The 19,642-nt window shown below is 68.2% G+C and carries 17 protein-coding genes; 15 read left to right on the top strand and 2 right to left on the bottom strand.

Translation table 11 applies throughout. From position 1 onward, the window contains the following. Positions 1 to 2: 2 nt before the first annotated feature. The 5 genes from G3M57_RS24920 to G3M57_RS24940 all read left to right on the top strand — a co-directional run bounded on the left by G3M57_RS24920 (position 3) and on the right by G3M57_RS24940 (position 5,581). Complete coding sequence (locus G3M57_RS24920; protein ID WP_163233432.1) at positions 3 to 1,367, top strand: hypothetical protein; 1,365 nt, start codon at positions 3 to 5, stop codon at positions 1,365 to 1,367. Then, positions 1,253 to 2,182: a nucleotide-binding protein gene (locus tag G3M57_RS24925; RefSeq protein ID WP_230983763.1), complete on the top strand. Its 930-nt coding sequence runs from the start codon at positions 1,253 to 1,255 to the stop codon at positions 2,180 to 2,182. The genes G3M57_RS24920 and G3M57_RS24925 overlap by 115 nt, the downstream gene beginning before the upstream one ends. 104 nt (positions 2,183 to 2,286) lie before the next feature. After that, positions 2,287 to 3,690, top strand: coding sequence for a TIGR03016 family PEP-CTERM system-associated outer membrane protein (locus G3M57_RS24930; RefSeq protein ID WP_163233433.1), 1,404 nt, complete (start codon positions 2,287 to 2,289; stop codon positions 3,688 to 3,690). Continuing rightward, the gene (locus tag G3M57_RS24935; RefSeq protein ID WP_163233434.1) at positions 3,687 to 4,571 is read left to right on the top strand and encodes an XrtA system polysaccharide deacetylase; all 885 of its coding nucleotides are present in this window, start codon (positions 3,687 to 3,689) and stop codon (positions 4,569 to 4,571) included. Before G3M57_RS24930 ends, G3M57_RS24935 begins: the two co-directional genes overlap by 4 nt. Further along, the gene (locus G3M57_RS24940) at positions 4,568 to 5,581 is read left to right on the top strand and encodes a FemAB family XrtA/PEP-CTERM system-associated protein (RefSeq protein ID WP_163233435.1); all 1,014 of its coding nucleotides are present in this window, start codon (positions 4,568 to 4,570) and stop codon (positions 5,579 to 5,581) included. The genes G3M57_RS24935 and G3M57_RS24940 overlap by 4 nt, the downstream gene beginning before the upstream one ends. Here G3M57_RS24940 and G3M57_RS24945 read toward each other — a convergent pair. Further along, entirely contained in the window at positions 5,578 to 6,795 is a 1,218-nt protein-coding gene (locus G3M57_RS24945; RefSeq protein ID WP_056756148.1) for a TIGR03087 family PEP-CTERM/XrtA system glycosyltransferase, read from the bottom strand. The two genes, G3M57_RS24940 and G3M57_RS24945, sit on opposite strands and share 4 nt — an antisense overlap. Positions 6,796 to 6,882: 87 nt before the next feature. Here G3M57_RS24945 and asnB point away from each other — a divergent pair, with 87 nt between their 5' ends. Further along, the gene (asnB, locus tag G3M57_RS24950; RefSeq protein WP_163233856.1) at positions 6,883 to 8,865 is read left to right on the top strand and encodes an asparagine synthase (glutamine-hydrolyzing); all 1,983 of its coding nucleotides are present in this window, start codon (positions 6,883 to 6,885) and stop codon (positions 8,863 to 8,865) included. A gap of 25 nt (positions 8,866 to 8,890) precedes the next feature. On the opposite strand, the gene G3M57_RS24955 is transcribed toward asnB, so the two are convergent. Beyond that, entirely contained in the window at positions 8,891 to 10,156 is a 1,266-nt protein-coding gene (locus tag G3M57_RS24955) for a glycosyltransferase family 4 protein (RefSeq protein ID WP_163233436.1), read from the bottom strand. A 256-nt stretch (positions 10,157 to 10,412) separates the two neighbouring features. Between G3M57_RS24955 and G3M57_RS24960 the strand changes: the two genes are divergently transcribed. From G3M57_RS24960 to G3M57_RS25000, 9 genes are all read left to right on the top strand, one after another. Continuing rightward, a complete protein-coding gene (locus G3M57_RS24960) occupies positions 10,413 to 11,831 on the top strand; it encodes a TIGR03013 family XrtA/PEP-CTERM system glycosyltransferase (RefSeq protein ID WP_230983766.1) in 1,419 nt (472 codons plus the stop codon). Then, entirely contained in the window at positions 11,828 to 13,021 is a 1,194-nt protein-coding gene (locus G3M57_RS24965; protein WP_163233437.1) for a glycosyltransferase family 4 protein, read from the top strand. The genes G3M57_RS24960 and G3M57_RS24965 overlap by 4 nt, the downstream gene beginning before the upstream one ends. Then, positions 13,018 to 14,046: a glycosyltransferase family 2 protein gene (locus tag G3M57_RS24970; RefSeq protein WP_163233438.1), complete on the top strand. Its 1,029-nt coding sequence runs from the start codon at positions 13,018 to 13,020 to the stop codon at positions 14,044 to 14,046. Before G3M57_RS24965 ends, G3M57_RS24970 begins: the two co-directional genes overlap by 4 nt. Positions 14,047 to 14,115: 69 nt before the next feature. Next, positions 14,116 to 14,625 carry an acyltransferase gene (locus G3M57_RS27795; RefSeq protein ID WP_056756280.1) on the top strand — a complete coding sequence of 170 codons (510 nt, stop codon included), beginning with the start codon at positions 14,116 to 14,118 and terminating at the stop codon, positions 14,623 to 14,625. After that, the gene (locus G3M57_RS24980; RefSeq protein WP_056756166.1) at positions 14,622 to 15,650 is read left to right on the top strand and encodes a Gfo/Idh/MocA family protein; all 1,029 of its coding nucleotides are present in this window, start codon (positions 14,622 to 14,624) and stop codon (positions 15,648 to 15,650) included. Before G3M57_RS27795 ends, G3M57_RS24980 begins: the two co-directional genes overlap by 4 nt. Then, the gene (locus G3M57_RS24985) at positions 15,647 to 16,771 is read left to right on the top strand and encodes a DegT/DnrJ/EryC1/StrS family aminotransferase (RefSeq protein WP_163233439.1); all 1,125 of its coding nucleotides are present in this window, start codon (positions 15,647 to 15,649) and stop codon (positions 16,769 to 16,771) included. The genes G3M57_RS24980 and G3M57_RS24985 overlap by 4 nt, the downstream gene beginning before the upstream one ends. After that, positions 16,771 to 17,463: an acyltransferase gene (locus G3M57_RS24990; protein ID WP_056756173.1), complete on the top strand. Its 693-nt coding sequence runs from the start codon at positions 16,771 to 16,773 to the stop codon at positions 17,461 to 17,463. Before G3M57_RS24985 ends, G3M57_RS24990 begins: the two co-directional genes overlap by 1 nt. Continuing rightward, positions 17,460 to 18,467 (top strand): NAD-dependent epimerase/dehydratase family protein, encoded by a 1,008-nt coding sequence (locus tag G3M57_RS24995; protein ID WP_163233440.1) that lies wholly within the window; start codon positions 17,460 to 17,462, stop codon positions 18,465 to 18,467. The genes G3M57_RS24990 and G3M57_RS24995 overlap by 4 nt, the downstream gene beginning before the upstream one ends. After that, positions 18,464 to 19,636 carry a DegT/DnrJ/EryC1/StrS family aminotransferase gene (locus tag G3M57_RS25000; protein ID WP_163233441.1) on the top strand — a complete coding sequence of 391 codons (1,173 nt, stop codon included), beginning with the start codon at positions 18,464 to 18,466 and terminating at the stop codon, positions 19,634 to 19,636. The genes G3M57_RS24995 and G3M57_RS25000 overlap by 4 nt, the downstream gene beginning before the upstream one ends. The last annotated feature ends 6 nt before the right edge of the window (positions 19,637 to 19,642 follow it).

Consider the following 19,642-nt stretch of genomic DNA (forward strand, 5'->3'; position numbering starts at 1 on the left):
CCATGCTCGATCCCCTCTTCACGCTCATCAGGAACGAAAGCCGCCGGATCTGGTGCTACCGCTGGCTGGCGGCCGCGACCACCGTGGCCCTGTGGGGCGGCGCGGCGGCCTACGTTCTTCATCTCCCGAACGAATACGACGCCTGGGGGCAGATCTACGTGAACGGCCAGACGCCGCTCGCCGCCACCGCTGAGGGCATGTCCATCGTGGGGGAAGGCTATGGCAGCCCCTACGTCGTCCAGAAGACGCTGCTCAACGACGTCAACCTCGAGAAGGTCGTGCGGCGGATGGATCCGGCGGCGGCGTCGATGAACCGGGCCGCCCTTGAGGTGGAGATGGCCCGGCTCAGGAAGAAGATCACCCTGGCGCGAGACCCGGGAGAGGATTTCGTCGAGCTTCATGTCAAGGACAAGGACCCGGTTCGGGCGCGCGACGTGGTGCGGCTGTTGTTGAACCAGTTCGTCGCCCGCAACGTGGATCGCGCTCAAGCCGATCTCGGACGGGCGGGCCAGTTCCTCGACGAGCAGGTGGATTCCTACGCCGCGATGGTCGCGGCCTCGCAAATCAAGATCGCCGAATTTCGGCGAAGCCACCCCACGGTGTCGGCCACGACGATCGACACTGGCTTCCAGGACTCGAGGCCGGCCCCCGCGCCCGTCGCCCAGGCGGCTCCGGCGCCAAGGTCCTTCGCCGCCGCCAAGCGCGTGACGGAGCTGGAGTCGCAACTCACGGGCCTCCGCGCCACCTACACCGAACAGTATCCGGACGTTATCGCGACCCGCCGGCAGCTCGCCGAAGCGCTCCGCGCGCGCGATCTGGAGGAGAGGGAGGCCCTGACCACCGCGCCCCGATCGCCGGCCCTGGTCGCGGGATATGCGCCGCGGCGGATCATGCCCGTCCCCATCCCGCCCGAGGTCGCTTCGGAATGGACCAATTTGCAGAAGAACGACGAGGTGCTTCGCAACGCCTACCAGCAACTGCTCAACAAGCGTGTCGCCACCCGGATGTCGCAGGCCGTCTACGGCGCCGACGGCGTCGGCAAGTACCAGGTCACCCGGGAGCCTACGGTTCCGACGGCCCCGATCGGGCCGCACCGCGTCCTTTACCTGGCTCTGGCCGGCGTGCTCGCGATCGGCGGCGGGCTGGCGGCGGGATGGCTGCGGGCCGCGACAAGGAGCATATTCGTATCGACGCAGGAGCTGGAACAGGCCGTGCAGCTTCCCGTGATCGGCACGCTGTCCTGGGAGCCCGCATGGAACGCCCGGCCGACTCGGCTGGCGCGCGCGCCGAGACGCATCGGCGGCCCGGCGTCGAACCCGCCCATCATCCTGAAATCCTATCGTACAACCTGGGATTACCGGCCGTGAGCAACATGCCTCAACTCCTCCCGAGCCTCGTCGCGACCGACTCCAGGGCCCTGACGACCAACAACCGCGACACGCCCCTGGTCCAGAACCTGTGGACACGGGCCGGAGAGCTGAAGCGGGTCGGCGTGGTCGCCCCGCCCCGCTTCGACGAATCCCGCACGCGCGAGGAGTTCCGGGTCCTGAAGCGACACATGCTGGCGCGGATGGAAGCGGATGTCGGGCCCTACGATCCCCGGACGATCCTGATCACCAGCGCTTCGCCTGGCGAAGGCAAGACCACGATGACCCTCGGGCTCGCCTTGAGCTTCATGTTTGAGCACGACCGTCGCGTCGTCCTCATCGACACCGACATGGGCGGTTCCGAGCTCTCCAGGCGCATGAAGCTCGGCGACCAGCTGGGACTTCTCGACTATCTGGACGACGAGGATCTGGAAGTCAGCGACATCCTGTACCCCACCAGCGTCCGAGGCGTTTACGCCGTCCCGTTCGGTCGGCCCCGCATAACGGCGCCAGAGCTGATGGCCGGCCAACGCATGGGGCGCCTGATCGAGACGCTGCATCACGGAAGCGAGGAGCGGATCGTGATCATGGACTCCGGCTCGGTGCTCTCCTGCAGCGCGACCGTCTCGCTGGCCAAGCACGCCGGCCAGATCCTCTTCATCGCGGCCATGGGCGAGTCGAAGCGGGCGGAAGTCGACGAAGGACTGGGCATCCTGCACCGCCACGCCGGTCCGCTTGACGCGGCGCGTGTCGCGCTGGTCTTCAACAAGACCGACCGGTCGCAGTCGCACGTTCGCTATTCCAGGCGGCATTGAGCCGGTCGGCTCGGGGGAAACGGCGGAACATGTCTTGCGAACACCCCTCGCAGCGGAAACCTCATCCCGGCGTTACGTGGGCCGCGCTCTTCTGTACAACCTGCATGACCCTGACCGCAGGCGTCGCGCCAGCCGCGGAACCCGTCGATCAACGCCCGTTCTCGATCACCCCGACCTTGGGCGTTCAGGGCGTCTACACCGACAATGCGCGCGTCACCGCCTCCGACAGGACGTCGGACTTCATCCTGCGTGGCCTGCTCGGCGTGGAAGCCAATCTCGCCACCAGCCGCGTGACGGCCCGGGCTGTCGGCGAGGCGTCCTACGACGTCTATTCGCGCCTGTCGGACTTCAACGGGGGGTCTGTGTCCGGCAACGGCGCCGCGAACCTGCAGCTGATCCGGGACACCCTCGCCATCGAGGCCGAAGGCGCGGTCACCAATGGCTCCATCTCGACATTCGGCGCCCCCGCCACCCAGCGTCACGGGGTCGGCGGACGCGTCCGGCTGTCCACCTACGCCGTGGGCCCGCGCCTGACGATGACGCGAGGCGATCACGTCGACGTCGCGGCGGCGGCGCGCTTCTCGCAGGTCTTCTACGCGACGAACGACCGCGATTCCGCCCGGGCGCTGCCGGAAGACGACAGCATCGTCCAGCTGGTCGGCAGCGTCGGCAGCGGCGCGCGGCTGCGGCGATACGAATGGCTGACCACCGGCGAGTTCGTCAAGGACGACCATGGCTACAAGGCCGCGAACGCGGTCCAGTCGGTGTTCGTGGGACTCCGGCCGAAAGTCCGCCTGATCTCGCGCGTCGGCTATGAGCGCGTCACGCCGCCGGGCATTGCGCGCATCACCGCGCCGATCGCCAGCGCCGGGTTGGAGTTCACGCCGAACGCGCGCTCGAAGATCAGCGTCGAAGGCGGCAGCCGATACCACCGCACCGCCTGGGCGGCCGACGCCAATTTCCAGGTCTCGCGAACCTTGCAGCTGATCGGCGCCTATTCGAAGACGATCCAGCCGGGCCAGCTCGCCGTGGCCAGATCGTTCCGCGAGTTCGTCCAGCGCAGCGCACAACTGCAACTGCCGAACGCGCCGACGGGCTTCACGTTCGACGGCAACCTCTACGGCGAGACATCGGTGTACAGGTCCGGCGAGCTGCGCGCGCTCTATACGGGCGCCACCGATTCCCTGACGGCCTCGGGAAGCTGGACGAACAGGACCTTCCTGCGGTCGGGCGGCCGTGACCGAACCTTCATCGGTCAAGTGGACTACACTCGGCGTCTTCGACCGGACCTCACGCTCTCCCTCGGAACGCACTACGCCCACACCTATGAGAGCCTGCTCTATGGGGCGAGCAAGACGCACGGCTTCTCCGGTCGCCTGACCTACAAGATCAATCCGAGAACCGAGTTCGACACTAGGTTCGACCGGACCAAAAGCCGGCAGCTCTTCCCGGGCGGCGAACGGATCGCCGAAAACGCCGTCTCCATCGGCTTCAGGAGGAGTTTTTGAACCGCCGGGGTGGAAGATCGGTCGCGCCGACGGCCCAGGTCATCAATGGCCTCTCCGTCGACGTGGAAGACTACTTCCAGGTTCAGGCCCTTGCCTCCATCTACCCTCGCGCGGACTGGGAGGGGTGCGAATCCCGGGTGGAGCGCAACACGCAGCTTATCCTCGACGTGTTCGCCGAGGCGAGCGTCAGGGCCACCTTCTTCACCCTGGGCTGGATCGCCGTCCGTCACCCTGGCCTCGTCCGCCGCATCGCCGACGCCGGCCACGAGGTCGCCAGCCACGGCTTCAGTCACATCCGGGTGGACAGCCAGACGCCCGAGGACTTCCGCGACGACGTTCGCAAGTCGCGCCGGGTTCTGGAAGACATCGCCGGCGTGCCGGTGCGGGGCTATCGCGCCGCGACCTTCAGCGTCGGGCCGCACACGCCCTGGGCTTGGCGGACGCTGGAGGAAGAGGGCTACGCGTACAGCTCGAGCGTCTACCCGGTCGCCCGGGACTTCTATGGCGTTCCGGACGCGCCGCGCACCGCCTACCGACCCGACGGCGCCACCACGCTCGTCGAGATCCCGATCTCCACCGTCCGCTTCGGCGCGCGCAACTGGCCTTGCGGGGGGGGCGGCTATTTCCGGCTGCTGCCCTACTGGCTTTCCCGCGCCGCCATCGACCGCGTGAACCGCGTCGATGACATGCCCGCCGTCTTCTACATCCATCCCTGGGAACTGGACCCCGGACAGCCGCGCGCCAGGGGCGCGCCGCTCAAGTCCCGCCTTCGCCACTACGTGAACCTGTCCAAGACGCACGACCGCCTGAGGCGGCTGGCCCGCGACTTTCGCTGGGACCGGATAGATCGCGCCTTCGACCTGGCCGGAGGCCCTCGATGACGCCGACTTCCGAGCAACAGTGGGATGAGTTCGTCCTCAACCATCCCGACGCCACCTTCTTCCACCGATCGGCATGGCGCGAGGTGGCCAGCCAGGTCTTCGGTCACCGGGCCCACTATCTGACCGAGCGTCGTGACGATGGAAGCCTCGCGGCGATCCTGCCGATGGTGGAGATCCGCAGCCGCCTTTTCGGCCATGCCCTGATCTCGAACGCCTTCTGCGTTGGCGGCGGCCCGCTCGCGTCGGACGCGGCTTCGTTGGCCGCCATCCTGGACCAGGCCGAAACACTGGGACGCAAGCTGGGGGTCGACTATGTCGAGCTGCGCGACCTGCCCGTGGCCTCGGAGAACTGGCGCGCGCGGGGGGACCTCTATGCCGGCTTCGCAGCGCCGATCGCCGCGGCCGAGGAGGACAACTTCGAGCAGCTGCCCAAAAGGCAGCGGGCTCTCCTCCGCAGGGTCTTTGCGCGCGGCATGACCACCCGCGTCGAGACCTCTCCCCAGGTGTTCTACGACCTCTATTCCCGCACCATGAGAAACCACGGCACGCCCGCCTTGCCGCCACGATTCTTCGAGCGGCTTTACTCGGTGTTCGGATCGGATTGCGACATCCTGACGGTGAGTTCCGAAGGCCGACCCGTCAGCTCGGTCCTGAGCTACTACTTCCGTGGCCAGGTCCTGCCCTACTATACCGGCAGCCTGCCGGAAGCGCGCGCCCTCCAGGCCAACGACCTGATGCTCTGGGCCCTCATGCGGCACGCCGCGGAACGCGGCTGCACCACCTTCGATTTCGGGCGCAGCAAGGTCGGAACGGGTCCCTACGAGTTCAAGCGCCATTGGGGCTTCGAGCCGCGGCCGATCACGCATCAATATCGATTGCTGAAGTCCAAGGTCCTGCCGAACGTCAATCCCACGAACCCGCGCTACGCCGCGCTGATCGGAGTCTGGCGGCGGCTGCCCCTGCCGGTCGCCAACGCGATCTCCCCAATCCTAAGCCGCAGCCTGGCCTAAGCCGCAGCCTGGTCTGAAAGCGGCTTGACCACGTCGGCGATGAGCCGATCCATCGCCTCGAGCTGGACGTCCCAACGATGGTGGCGCTGCACGAACCGCCGGCCGCGGGAACCCAGGTCCGCCGGAGCGAGGCCCAGCAACACGTCCGCGACCGCCGTCGCGAAGCCTTGAGCGTCCGCCCCCACCAGAACATCGCGCCCCGGCCGCGCGGCGATGCCGTCGAGCGCGTCGGGCGTGGCCACGACGGGGCGCCCGGCGGCCAAGCCTTCGAGCACCTTGTTCTGGATCCCGCGAGCGATGCGCAGCGGCGCGACCACGACCGCCGCTCCCGCGAGGTAGGGCCGGACGTCAGGCACCGTGCCGGTCACCTCGACCCCTGGCGTCGCGCGCAGGGCCAACACCCGTGCGGCGGGCGCCGCGCCGACGATGCGAAACACCGCGTCGGGTCTGCGCTCACGGACCTTGGGCAGGATCTCGCGCACGAACCATTCGACGCCGTCGATGTTCGGCTCGTAGTCCATGCGGCCGCAGAAGACGATCGCCGGTTGGATGTTCGGGTTCGGGATCACCCCAAAGCAATCGGCGGCCACCCCGTTGGTGATGACGAGCAGCTTGTCGGCGCCGTCGGGCTGAAGGTTCGCCAGCAGCCGCCGTTCGGTCTCGGAGACCAGGATCCCGGCGACCGCCGCGTCGAGGGCGCGCCGCTCGAAGCGGATCAGCCGCCGCGTCTCGGCGGCGTAGATCCAGCGCGCGGGGACCGAGGCGCGTTCGGCGTAGGCGCGCCACTTCTCGGCGTCCGCGTCGACGAAATCCACCACCAGGCGCGCGCCGGGGCGCATCCGGCCGACGACGTACTGGGCCATGGCGGAGGAGAAGACGAAGACCACGTCCGGGCGGACCTCCCGCAGCACGTCCTCGATCCAGCGTTCAAGCATCGGATGCCGGAAACGCGCCACGCTCAGAGGCGCCCCGGCAACCGCCGCCCAGGCCATGTTGCGGGCGCGACGGAAGCGGTCGAGGGGGGCGAAGCAGGCGTCGCGGTAGCGAGCCTTGGCCATCGGCAGGCTCCGCAGGTCGGCCAGGTCGTCCGCCCCCGCGCCGAGCCAGATCTCATGCCGCGCGGCGAGATGCTCCAGGATATGGAACGCCCGGATCTTGTCGCCCTTGTCGGGCGGGAACGGCACGCGGTGTGCGAGGAACAGAATTTTCGCCATCGGGGGTCGTCCTCGCCTTTTGACAGGCCCCGCACGACGCGGCGGAGCCAAACTCCAGTCCTCGGTAGCGGCGGACTTGGAGGCAGCATGTGCGGGATCGCGGGCCTGTTCGATATCAAAGGATCACGGCCATACGATCCGGCGCTGCTCCGGCGCATGATCGCCGCGATCGCCCACCGCGGTCCGGATGGCGCGGGCGTCCATCTTGAGCCTGGCGTGGCGCTCGGCCATCGCCGGCTGGCCATTATCGACATCGTGGGCGGCGCTCAGCCGATGGAGACCCGCGACGGGGCCCTCACCGTCGTTTTCAATGGCGAGATTTACAACTTCCATGAGCTGCGTGCGGAGCTCGAGGACAAGGGCGCGCGCTTCGAGACCCGTAGCGACACGGAAGTGCTGCTGCATGGATGGCGCGCATGGCGGGAGGTTCTGTTCTCGAAGCTGCAGGGACAGTTCGCGTTCGCGCTTTGGGACCAGAATGAGCAGACGCTCGTCCTCGGGCGCGACCACTTCGGGAAGAAGCCGCTGCACTACCAGGTGAGTCCCGACGGGACCCTGGCCTTCGCCTCCGAGATCAAGGCCCTGCTGACCCTGCCGCAAGCCGATCGCGCCTTGGACGCGCAGGCGGTCGAGGACTTCTTCACCTACGGCTATGTGCCTGACCCGAAGACCATCTACCGTTCCATCCGGAAGCTGCCGGCCGGGCACTACCTGTTGGCCCGGCGGGGGCGCCCTCCGGAGATTCGTCGATACTGGTCCCTGCTGGAGACCGCGCCGGCGTCGGGAACCGTGACCCCCGAGCTCCTGGTGGAAACACTGGCCGCGGCGGTCAAGCGTCGCCTCGTCTCCGACGTGCCCCTGGGGGCGCTGTTGTCGGGCGGGGTCGATTCAAGCGCCGTCGTCGCCCTGATGGCGTTGCAGGCCGGGCGCCCGATCGACACCTTCTCGATCGCGTTCGGCGACCGGGATTTCGACGAGACCTCCTACGCCCGCGCCGTGGCGGAACGCTATGCGACGCATCACGACGTCCGCCGGGTCAGCGCCGACGATTTCGAGATGATGAGGCGACTGCCGGAAATCCATGACGAGCCGTTCGGCGACGTCTCGGCGATCCCCACCTTCGCCGTGTGCGCCCAGGCCCGGCGATCGGTGACGGTGGCCATGTCGGGCGACGGCGGCGACGAGGCGCTCGCCGGCTATCGACGCCACGCCTTCCACTGCGTCGGGGAGCGTGTGCGCGCCCACGTCGCGCCGTCCGTGCGCGCTCGCCTGCTCGGCCCGCTGGCGGACATCTATCCGCGCGGCGCCTGGCTCCCACGGCCCCTCCGCGCCAAGACCACCCTGCGTGAACTGTCGCTGGATTCCGCGAGCGCCTACGCCCGCATGTCCTCCGCGCTGCCCGAGGAGGCGCGGGCGGCCCTGCTGACGACCGATTTCCGGAAAGCGCTGGGAGGCTACGACGCCGGCGACGTCGTTCGCACGGCGTTCAATGCGGACGCGCCGCTGGATCCGCTGCAACGCGCCCAGTACGCCGACATCATGACCTATCTGCCTGGTGACATCCTGACCAAGGTGGACCGGGCGAGCATGGCCAATTCCCTGGAGGTCCGATCGCCGATGCTCGACCCGCAGTTCGTCGCCATGGCCTTCTGGCTGCCGCCGGCCCTGAAGCTGTCGCGCGCGAGCGGCGGCAAGGCCATCCTCAAGCGCGCCATGGAGCCCTACCTGCCGCGCGATCTGCTCCACCGGCCCAAGCAGGGCTTCTCGGCCCCCATCGCGCGCTGGTTCCGAGGCCCCCTGCGCCAGGCGATCCTTAGCCTGGCGGATAGTCCGCACCTACGCGACTGCGGCATGATCGACACCGGGCGTGTGAGAAAGATGGCCATTGAGCATGTCGAGGGGTTCCAGGATCACTCCAAGGCGCTCTGGCTGACCTGGGTGTTCGACGCCTTCCTGGCGCACAACGCCGCATCCGGCGCTCAGGCCGCCAACGACCAGCGCGAAGAGGACCCGTCGCCGAGCGACCGGGAGATCGCCACGCGGCCCGCGGCGTCATCGACTCTGGTCTGAGCGTTGACCGTCCAGCGGTCCGCCGTCACGGCGCAGCCGGGTCGCACACGCCAGTCTCCGGTTCGCCGAGGAGACGGCGAGCGAGGTCCAGGACGCCCGGGGCGTGTCTGCCTTCGAACCCCGCCGCGGCCGCCCCATCGAGCAAGGCCTTGTTGGCTTCGCCGATCCGGGTCCAGCTGAAGGCCTCCGCGTAGCGCCGGGTCTCCGTCCGGCTCGGCATGTTTCGACGCAGGAGGTCCAGCGCTTCCACCAGACCTTCCGGCGTGCGTCGGTTCATGAGCACGCCCGCGGCGCCCGACCGAATGACCTCCTCGGCGCCGTTGACGTTCGTCGCGACCACCGGCGTGCCGCAGGCCATCGCCTCGAGCAGCACGTTCGCCCAGCCCTCCCGCGAGGACGCCAGCACCAGGACGTCGGCCGCGGCATAGACGCTCGGCAGGTCGGCGTGCGCGACCTCGCCGAGGAAGCGGACGCGGCCGGCGACGCCCAGGCGCCTGGCATGAGCTTCCAGCGTCGCGCGCAGGGGGCCGCCCCCCGCGATCAGGAGATTGCAGTCGGGGCGTTTCGCGAGCGCCTCAAGGACCAGGTCGACTCCTTTTCGCGGGATAAGGCCGCCCACGCAGAGCAGCGTGAATCCGTCCAGCCCGAGGGCCGCGCGCGCGGCGGCCCGGTCTTGTGGGCGAAAAAGCCGAAGATCAACGCCATTGCGCAGGACCAGGGTCCGATCCTCGGGCGCGCCCAGGGCGATCAGCCGACGCTTCAGGTCGCCGCAGACCGTGACCATGGCGCTCGCCTGATGGGCCGCCCAGAGGATCCGCCGGCGGGCGCCCGTTTCGTCGGGGATCAGGGTGAGGTCCGTTCCTCGGCCGGTGATGATCACCGGCAGCCGAAGGGCCTGTCCCAGACGCGCGGCGGCGACGCCGTCCGGGTAGAAGTAGTGGGCGTCGATGACGTCGAACTGCTGGCCGGCCGCCTGCAGCTGGCGCGCGAGCGCGAGCCCGCGGCGAAAGAGCGCTTCGGGCGCATAGCCGGAGCCGACCTTCGGAATGACCAGGTAGCGCGGGTGCCAGACCTCGACGCCGTGCCGCACCTCGTGCCGCGGGACCCGGGCGAAGGTCGAGTAGCGGCCGAAAACTTCGTGGGACAGCGGGAAATACGGCGCCGGTGCAATGACGGTGGCCTCGATGCCGCCCCGCGCGATCGTGGCTCGGAGCCGGTTCTCGACGAACACCCCATGGTTCGGCTGAGCCGCGTTTGGATAGAGGGTCGAGAATACCAGGACACGGGTCACGCGGGAGCCTCTTGGAGCGGCGCACTCGTCCGGGATGTGGGGAGAATTTCCGGGCGCCCGCATTTCACAATGATGCATCGCCTGATCGACGCCCCGACCGCGCGCCCCGGCTGAGCGGCCGCTTTCATCGTCGACGACCCGAAAGGTGATCATTCGACAGGGCGGCGGTCCAGTTCGCCGAAGTTAATTGGCGTTAACCGTGGCGGGCCCGACGAGGCGCCGCCGTGAAGACATTCCAGAATTGTGGGATTTGGCCGTGAACATTTTTGGACATCACGCTCCTCGCCAATTCTGCGTCCTCGCTTGCCTGGACGTGGCAATGCTCCTGTCAGTCCTGCAGCTTCTGGACATCTCCCAACGATGCGTGGGGTGTTTCGCCGGACCCCTGGTGCAATTCGATCCGCCGGAGGCCTTTCTGCTGACCGCCGGATTGCTGCTCATCACGACAGCGGTCGGGCTCTACAACAACGATGCGGCCCAGAATCTCAGGATCATCCTGAAACGGTTCCTGGTGGCGTGGCTGATCATATTGGTGCCGTCCGTCGCGGTCATCGCCCTGACCAAGATCGCCGCTGGACTTCCCTTCAGCGAACTCGTTGGCGTCCTGTCGCTCGCCATCACCCTGTTCATGCTCATCATGCTGATGCTGCACGTGTTGCTGGGATGGTGGCTGGGGCTGTCGTTCATGAAACGACGGGTCCTGGTGCTCGGTGACGGTCCGGGCGCCGAGGCGGTGACAAGGTTCCTCATTGGGCCCGGTCGCGGCCACTTCCACCATTTGCAGACCATCCGCCACTGGCGGGCGCCGGAATGCGCCCCTCCCCGGATCGGCAACCTTCTGGTCGCCGTCCCGGCCCCTGAACGGGCGCCGCTTTCGATGCTCGCGGAGAGGCTGCGCACGGACGAGATCATCGTGGCGGTGGACGACCACGGAGGACTGCCGGTCGCCGAACTCATGGAGTGCAAGCTGCACGGCATGGAAGTGGTCGACGCGCTGATTTTCTGGGAGCGCGAGGCCGGCGTGATCGATTCCTCCAAGGTCGAACCGGGCTGGCTCACCTTCTCCAGCGGCTTCGTCTTCAATCACCGTCACCGCGTGCTCAAGCGCGCGCTCGATCTCGTCGTCAGCCTGGCCTTCCTGGTCGTCGCCCTGCCGGTGTGCCTGCTGACGGCCCTGGCCATCCGGCTGGAGAGCCGCGGGCCGATCTTCTATCGGCAGGAGCGCGTCGGCCTGGACGGACGGATCTTCAAGGTCTGGAAGTTCCGCAGCATGAGGACCGACGCCGAGCAGGACGGCGTGGCCCGCTGGGCGGCCTCCGCCGATGATCGGGTGACCCGTGTCGGCCGTTTCATCCGCAAGGTGCGGATCGACGAAATTCCCCAGGTCATCAACGTCCTGGTGGGAGAGATGAGCTTCATCGGCCCGCGGCCGGAACGCCCGGTCTTCGTCGAACAGCTTCGCGAGGTGCTCCCCAACTACGACCTTAGACATCGCATGAGGCCGGGCATCACCGGCTGGGCGCAGGTGAACTACCGCTATGGCGCGTCCATCGAGGACGCAAGACAGAAGCTCTCCTACGATCTCTACTATCTCAAGAAGAACGACGTCCTGCTCGACTTCGTGATCCTGGTGCAGACGATCCGCGTGGTCCTTTTCCCGGTCGGCGCCCGGTGACCCCCGCCCTGCAGTCAACAGACTTCGTTGCCTCGCCGGGGATCGAACCGACGCCGTGGTTCGACGGGCACGATGATCGCCCGCACCTGGTCCACGTCTTCCCCAGCTTCAATATCGGGGGCACCCAGGTGCGCTTCGCGGCGCTGGCCGCGGCCCTGCACGCGCGCTTTCGTCATACGGTGGTGTCGCTCGACGGCGACTACGGCGCCGCCGCGCTCGTCTCGCCTTGCGCGCCGGTGCTCTATGCCGATCCGGCGCCGCCGACCTCGGCGTCCTTGTCCGGGCGGCTGAGCCTCTATCGCGCCAAGCTCGCCGCGCTCAAGCCGGACGTGTTGGTGACCTACAACTGGGGAGCCATGGAGGTCGCCTTCGTCAACGCGTTCGGCGGTGTTCCGCACGTTCATATGGAAGACGGCTTTGGTCCGGAAGAGGCCGTCCGGCAGTTGTCGCGGCGGATTTGGGCGCGTCGGGTCGCGCTCGCTCGCAGCCACGTGGTCGTGCCCTCGCGGACGCTGCAGACCATCGCAACCGACACCTGGCGTCTGGGCAGGCGCAACGTCCAGCACATCCCCAATGGCATCGCCCCGCAGACCGACTACGTCACGCGCCTGGGCAGCCTGCGACCGAAACTGCCGCGCGGGCTTCCGATGATCGCCTGGGTCGGCGCGCTCAGGCCCGAGAAGAATCCGCTTCGCCTGCTTCGCGCCTTCGCGCCGCTCAAGACGCGCGCCGCGCTTCTCCTGATCGGCGACGGGCCCGAACGGGAGGCCATCGTGCGGGAAGGCGCGCGGCTCAAGCTTGGAGGGCGCCTGTTTCTTCTGGGGCGCCGGACCGACACGCGCGACCTCATCATGCAGTGTCAGATCCTGGCCCTGTCGAGCGACACCGAACAGATGCCGTTCGCCATCCTGGAAGCGATGGCCGCGGGGCTGCCGGTCGCCTCGACCGACGTCGGAGACGTTCGCGACATGGTGGCGGTGGAAAACCGGCCTTTCGTGGCGCCGCCGTCCGAGGCCGCCCTCAGCGACGCGTTGCAGGCCCTGATCGCCGACCCGGCGTTGCGGGAGCGCATCGGCCAGGCCAACCGCACCCGCCAGCGCGACCTCTACACCCTGTCCGCCATGGTCGAAGCCTACGGCGCGCTGTTCGACAGGCTCAGCGCCCGGTCCCGCGCAAGGCGGTCCAGGTGAGGCCGAAGCCACGCGTTTCCATCATCGTGCCGGCCTATGGCGTCGCCCACCTGCTCGGGGACGCCCTGGCCTCGCTCCAGGGGCAACACCGGCAAGATTGGGAAGCGATCGTGGTCGACGACGGAGCGCCCGACGACGTGGCCGCGGCGTTCGCGCGCTTCGCGGACGATCCGCGCTTTCGCCTGTTGCGGACCGACAACCGGGGGGTTTCCACCGCCCGCAACCGCGCCATCGCCGCGTCGGCGGCGCCCTTCGTCGCCTTCCTGGACGGCGATGACCTCTACGACCCGACCTATCTGGAGCGCATGCTCGCCGCGATAGAAGCCGACGCCGGCCTGGCGTTCGTGAGTTGCGACGCGATCTGCTTCGGCGCGGGCGAGCGCGCGCCGCGGCGCTATTCCGCAACCTACGCCATGGCCGGGCCCGTTTCGCTGGAACGGGTCCTGAACCGCGAGATGAACATCTTCGTGGCCGCGATCCTCCGCCGGGAAGCCCTGGACGCGATCGGCGGCTTCGACGCGGGGTTGGTCGCCTCCGAGGACCTGGACCTGTGGATACGCCTGCTGGCGGCGGGATGGGGCGGAGCCGTTCTGGCCGAGCCGCTCGTCCGCTACCGCCGCCGTCGCGGTTCGCTGTCGTCGAGCGCCCGGCGCATTCTGGTCGGTTCCTGCACGGTCTATCGCAAGGCGTCCGCGGCCCTGGAGGGTCGGGCCGAGCAGGCGGTGGCCGACCGCATGCTCGCCTCTTGCGAACAGGCGTTGCGGTGGCTGGACGGCGAGACCCTGATCCTTGGCGGCGACGTCGCCGCGGGCCTGCCGCTGCTGGCGGGCGCCGAGCGGCGCTCCTGGCGCTGGCGCGTCGCCGTGGGCGTCATGCGACGAGCGCCCCGTCTGGCCGCCTTTCTGCTGCGGATCAGGCCTTGGCTGCCGGCCCCGAGCCGCGCCCCGGGCGGTGGCGGTCCTCCCGAGACGACGGGTCGCACCGACCGTGGAGCCTTGACCGCTCCGCTGCCCATCAAACGATAGGGTGAGGCGCCGGCGATCGATTAAAACAGTACAGCATTCGCTGAATTCCAGTGCGGGATCTTGTGGGACATGCCCATTACTAGCGACACCTCTCTCGGATTGAACGTAGAGATCCCTCAGAGAGAGCTCGTAAACTTGTATGGGTGCGTCATTGGCGATTTCACTCGCATAGGCGCATTCGTGGAAGTCCAGAAGCGTGCGAAAATCGGCGCGCGATGCAAGATTTCATCTCATAGCTTTATTTGCGAAGGCGTTGTCATCGAGGACGATGTCTTCGTCGGCCACGGGGTGATGTTCACCAACGACCTGTACCCGCGGGCGACGATCGCGGACGGCGGCTTGCAGACGGAAGCCGACTGGCGGGTCGTTGCGACCATCGTTCGACAGGGCGCCTCGATCGGTTCCAACGCCACGATCCTCGCCGGCGTCGTCATCGGCGAGGGCGCGTTGGTGGGCGCGGGGGCGGTGGTCACCCGGGACGTGGCCGCCCACGCCATTGTCGCCGGCAATCCCGCCCGGCCCCTGCGGGACGCGCGTCGCCCCGCGCAGCTCCGACCAGCACAGGAAATCCGCACATGATCGGCGTCGCGGTGATCGGTTACGGCTATTGGGGCCCCAATCTGGCGCGGTGCTTCGCCGAGACGGACGACTGCCGCCTGGTCGCCATCGCGGATTCGTCGCCCGCCGGCCTGGCCCGCGCCGGGAAGCGCTACCCCCATGCGCGTCTGTTGGCCGATTGGCGCGAAGCCTTGGCCGATCCGGAGATCGATGCGATCGCGATCGCGACCCCCGTACGGACCCATTATGAGATCGCCCGCGCGGCGTTGCAGGCCGGCCGGCACGTGCTGGTCGAAAAGCCGATGACCGAGAACTCCGACCAGGCCCGCCAACTGATCGAGATGGCGGAGCAGCGCGGCCTGACCCTCCTGGTCGACCACACCTTCGTCTATTCCAGCGCCGTGCAGAAGATGAAGGAGCTCATCGCGGCCGACGATCTGGGGCAGATCTATTACTACGACTCGACCCGGATCAACCTGGGTCTGTTCCAGCGCGACGTGAACGTCATCTGGGACCTGGCGGTGCATGATCTGGCGATCCTGCAACATGTTCTCGACAGCCCGCCCACCGCCATTTCCGCCAACGGAATCAGCCATGTGCGCGGGGCGCCCGAGAACATGGCGCAGATCACGCTCTATCTGGAAAGCGGCGCGGTCGCCCACCTGAACGTCAATTGGCTGGCGCCGGTGAAGGTTCGGCGGGTGCTGGTCGCCGGAACCCGAAAGATGATCGTCTGGGACGATCTCGAGCCCAGCGAGAAGATCAAGGTCTACGATCGCGGCGTCAGTCTGACCGCCGACCCCGAAGAGATCTACCAGATGCTGGTCAGCTATCGGATCGGCGACATGTGGGCGCCGCGGCTGTCCACCGCCGAGCCGGTCCTCACCGAGACGACGCACTTCATCGCCTGCATCAAGGACGGCCTGACCCCGATCACGGATGGCCGCCTGGGCCTCCAGGTCGTGGAGATGCTCGAGGCGGCGACCCGTTCGATGAGCATGCGCGGCCATCCCGTCGAGCTGAATCCTCAGCGGAGAGCGTCATGATCCCGTTTCTCGATCTCAAGCTTCAGCACGGCGCGCTCGAGCCCGAGCTCGCCGAGGCCGCGCGCCGCGTGATCGCCAGCGGCCAGTTCGTCCTGGGCGAACACAACGCAGCGTTCGAGGCGGCCTTCGCGGCGTTCTGCGGCTGTCCCCATGCCGTCACGGTCAACACCGGAACCTCGGCGCTGCACCTGGCCCTGCTCGCGGCCGGCGTCCGGCCGGGCGACGAGGTGATCACCACGCCCTCGACCTTCGTCGCCACCGTGGCCGCGATCCAGTACGCCGGGGCGACCGCCCGGCTTGTCGACATCGATCCCGAGACCTGGACGATGAATCCGGCGCTGCTCGAAGCCGCTATCACGCCGCGGACGAAGGCGATCGTTCCAGTGCACCTGCATGGCCGCCTGGCGGACATGGCTCCGATCATGGCGATCGCCCGCGCCCACGACCTGACCGTAATCGAGGATGCAGCCCAGGCGCACGGCGCCGAACTGGACGGACGCCGCGCCGGCGCCATTGGCGACATCGGCTGCTTCAGCTTCTATCCGGGCAAGAACCTCGGGGCGTGCGGCGAAGGCGGCGCCGTCACCACGCACCGCGCGGACCTGGCCGCCCGCGTCCGGCTGTTGCGGGACTGGGGGCAGGAACGGAAATACCTGCACGTCGAAAAGGGCTTCAACTATCGGCTGGATGAACTCCAGGCCGCCCTGCTGAACGTCAAGTTGCCGCATCTGCAAAGCTGGACGCAGATGCGCCGCCACGCCGCGGCGCGCTACGACCGGAACCTGGCCGGCGCGGGCGTCCAGCAGCCCGCGCCGCCACGGGGCCGCAACCACGTCTACCATGTGTACGCGGTCCGGGTTTCCGATCGCGACACCGTGCGCGCCAAGCTCGCCCCCGACGTCGGAACCAACATCCACTATCCGATCCCGGTGCATCTGCAGCCGGCCTATGCGGACCTCGGCTACGGGCGCGGCGACTTCCCGGCCAGCGAACTGCTGGCGGACGAAACCCTTTCGCTGCCGATGTTTCCCGGCATCACGGACGAGCAGGTGGACGCGGTCTGCGACGCCCTGCGTGACGTGTGCAAGGCGCGTTCGTCGCTTCACGGAAAGGCCGCCTGATGGGCCCCGCACGCATCGCCAGGGCCGTTCACGGCCGGGGGGCGGTCCGCCCCGATCCGGCCTTCGAGATCGCGTTCGCCCAGGATCTGGCGCACCGCTGCGCGCCATCCGAGATCATGGCCCTGTTCCGCCGCTTCAATCAGGGCGAGGACCATATCGATTTTCTGATGCGGCGAACCTGCGTCCGCGCTCTGGCCAGGCGGTGCGGGTCCGGCCTTCGGATCGAACCGGGCGTCGGCCTGCGCCATGTCGAGACGTTCGAGATCGGCGATGGCGTGGTGATCGGCGAACAGGTCGTGATCCATGGCCGGTTCGACGGCAGGTGCGAGATCGGGAGCAAGGTCTGGATCGGCGCTCAGGCCTTTCTCGACGCCCGCGACCTGGTGATCGGCGACAATGTCGGCTGGGCGCCGGGCGCCAAGGTGCTCGGCTCGAAACATTCCGGCCTGCCGATCGACGTGCCGATCATAGCGACGGACCTCCTCATCCCGCGGACCGTCGTCGAGGATGACGCGGATATCGGCATGAACGCCATCCTGCTGCCCGGCGTCACGATCGGCCGCGGGGCGATCGTCGGGGCCGGCGCCGTCGTCACCAAGGACGTGCCGGCCTTCTCGAAGGTGGCGGGCTGTCCGGCCCAGGTGATCGGCTACCGAGACGGCCGCGAGGTCTTGGCGGAGGCCTCGCAATGACCCGTCCCCTCTACGACCTGTCGGGCCGTAAGGTGCTCGTCACGGGCGGCGCCGGTTTCATCGGCAGCCGCACGGTCGATCATCTCCTCATGGCCGGCGCCGGCGAGATCGTCGTGGTCGACGACATGGTGCGCGGCCGGCGCGACAATCTCGCCCTTTCGCTCGCGAGCGGCCGCGTTCGCCTGGTGCAGGGCGACATCTGCGATCGCGCGCTGATGAACGATCTGGTGAGCGGGTCGGACACCGTTTTCCATCTGGCCGCGCTGCGCATCACCCAATGCGCGGCCGAGCCGCGCCGCGCCATCGAGGTGATGGTCAACGCCACCTACGACCTCCTGGAAGCGTGCGTCGAGGCGAAGGTGCGGAAGGTCGTCATGGCCTCGTCGGCGTCGATCTATGGCATGGCCTCGTCGTTCCCCACCCGCGAGGACCACAACCCTTACGCCAACCGCACGCTCTACGGCGCGGCGAAGACCTTCGGCGAAGGCCTGCTGCGGACCTTCAACGACATGCACGGGCTGGACTATGTCGCGATGCGCTATTTCAACGCCTATGGCCCGCGCATGGACGTCCATGGCCGCTACACCGAAGTGCTGATCCGATGGATGGAGCGCATCGACGCAGGGCTGCCGCCGATCGTCTTCGGCGCCGGCGATCAGACCATGGACATGGTGCATGTGGACGACATCGCCCGCGCCAACCTGCTCGCGGCGCGCGCGCCGGCGAGCGACATCGTGCTCAACATCGGCAGCGGGGAGGAAACCAGCCTGGCCCGTCTGGCGGAGCTGACCACCCAGGCGATGGGCGGCAAGGGCTTGATGCTGGTGCATGAACAGGAGCGCGCCGTGAACCCGGTGCCCAAGCGTCTCGCGGACATTTCCCTGGCCATGGAGCGGATCGGCTTCGCGCCGAAGGTCTCCCTCGAGGATGGTCTACGCGGCCTGGTCGCCTGGTGGCGGACGGAAAAGTCCAAGGCCGCGGCCACGAAAGGAGAGGTGGCATGATCCCGATCACGAAACCCCTGCTCGACGAATCCGAGGCCCAGGCCGCGGCCCAGGCCGTCCTGTCCGGCTGGCTCAGCCAGGGCGCGCAGGTCGCCGCCTTCGAGGCCGAGTTCGCACAGCGGGTGAGGGCGCCCTACGCCTGCGCGGTCTCGAACTGCACGACGGCGCTTCATCTGGCGCTGCTGGTCGCCGGCGTCGGCCCCGGGGATGAGGTCGTCACCGTCAGTCACAGCTTCATCGCCACCGCCAACGTGGTGCGGCAATGCGGCGCCACGCCCGTGTTCGTCGACATCGATCCCGCCACATACAATCTGGACCCTGAACTGCTCGCCGCCGCCATCAGCGTGCGGAGCAAGGCCATCCTCTGCGTGCATCAGGTCGGCCTGCCCTGCGACCTCCGGCGCATCCTGTCGATCGCGGGCGCGCATGGCCTGGCGGTCATCGAGGATGCGGCCTGCGCCATCGGCTCGGACATCCGCCTCGACGGAGCCTGGGCGCCGATCGGCGCGCCGCACGGCGACGTCGCCTGTTTTTCCTTCCATCCGCGCAAGGTGATCACGACCGGCGAAGGCGGCATGCTGACGACCCGGCACGCCGACTGGGATCGCCAGTTCCGGCTGTTGCGCCAGCACGGGATGAGCGTGCCCGATACAGCGCGCCATCACGCCAGCGATGTCGTGTTCGAGGAATACCCGGTCAGCGGGTTCAACTACCGAATGACCGACCTCCAGGCCGCGATCGGCCGTCGGCAGCTTGAACGTCTGCCGGACATCGTGACGCGCCGCAGGGCGCTCGCCGCCGCCTACGACCGCATGCTGGCCGAAGTTCCGGGCGTGAGGATTCCGTGCGAGCCGGCCTGGGCGCGCGGCAACTGGCAGAGCTACTGCGTCCGCCTTCCCGACGGCGTGGACCAGCAGCGGATCATGCAATCGATGCTGGACGGCGGGGTGGCCACCCGGCGCGGCGTCATGTGCTCGCACCTGGAGGCGCCCTATGCGGGGATGGGCGTCGGATCGCTGCCCCATTCCGAACAGGCGCATCGCCGCTGCATCCTGCTGCCCCTCTATCCGCAGATGACGCAAGGCGACCAGCACGAGGTCGTGGACGCTCTGCGCCTCGCCCTGGTCGCCGAACGCTGGGCGGCCAGCGCGCCGCGCGAAGTGGCCTGAGATGAC

This window comes from Caulobacter rhizosphaerae, assembly GCF_010977555.1.
In the GTDB taxonomy this organism is placed as follows: domain Bacteria; phylum Pseudomonadota; class Alphaproteobacteria; order Caulobacterales; family Caulobacteraceae; genus Caulobacter; species Caulobacter rhizosphaerae.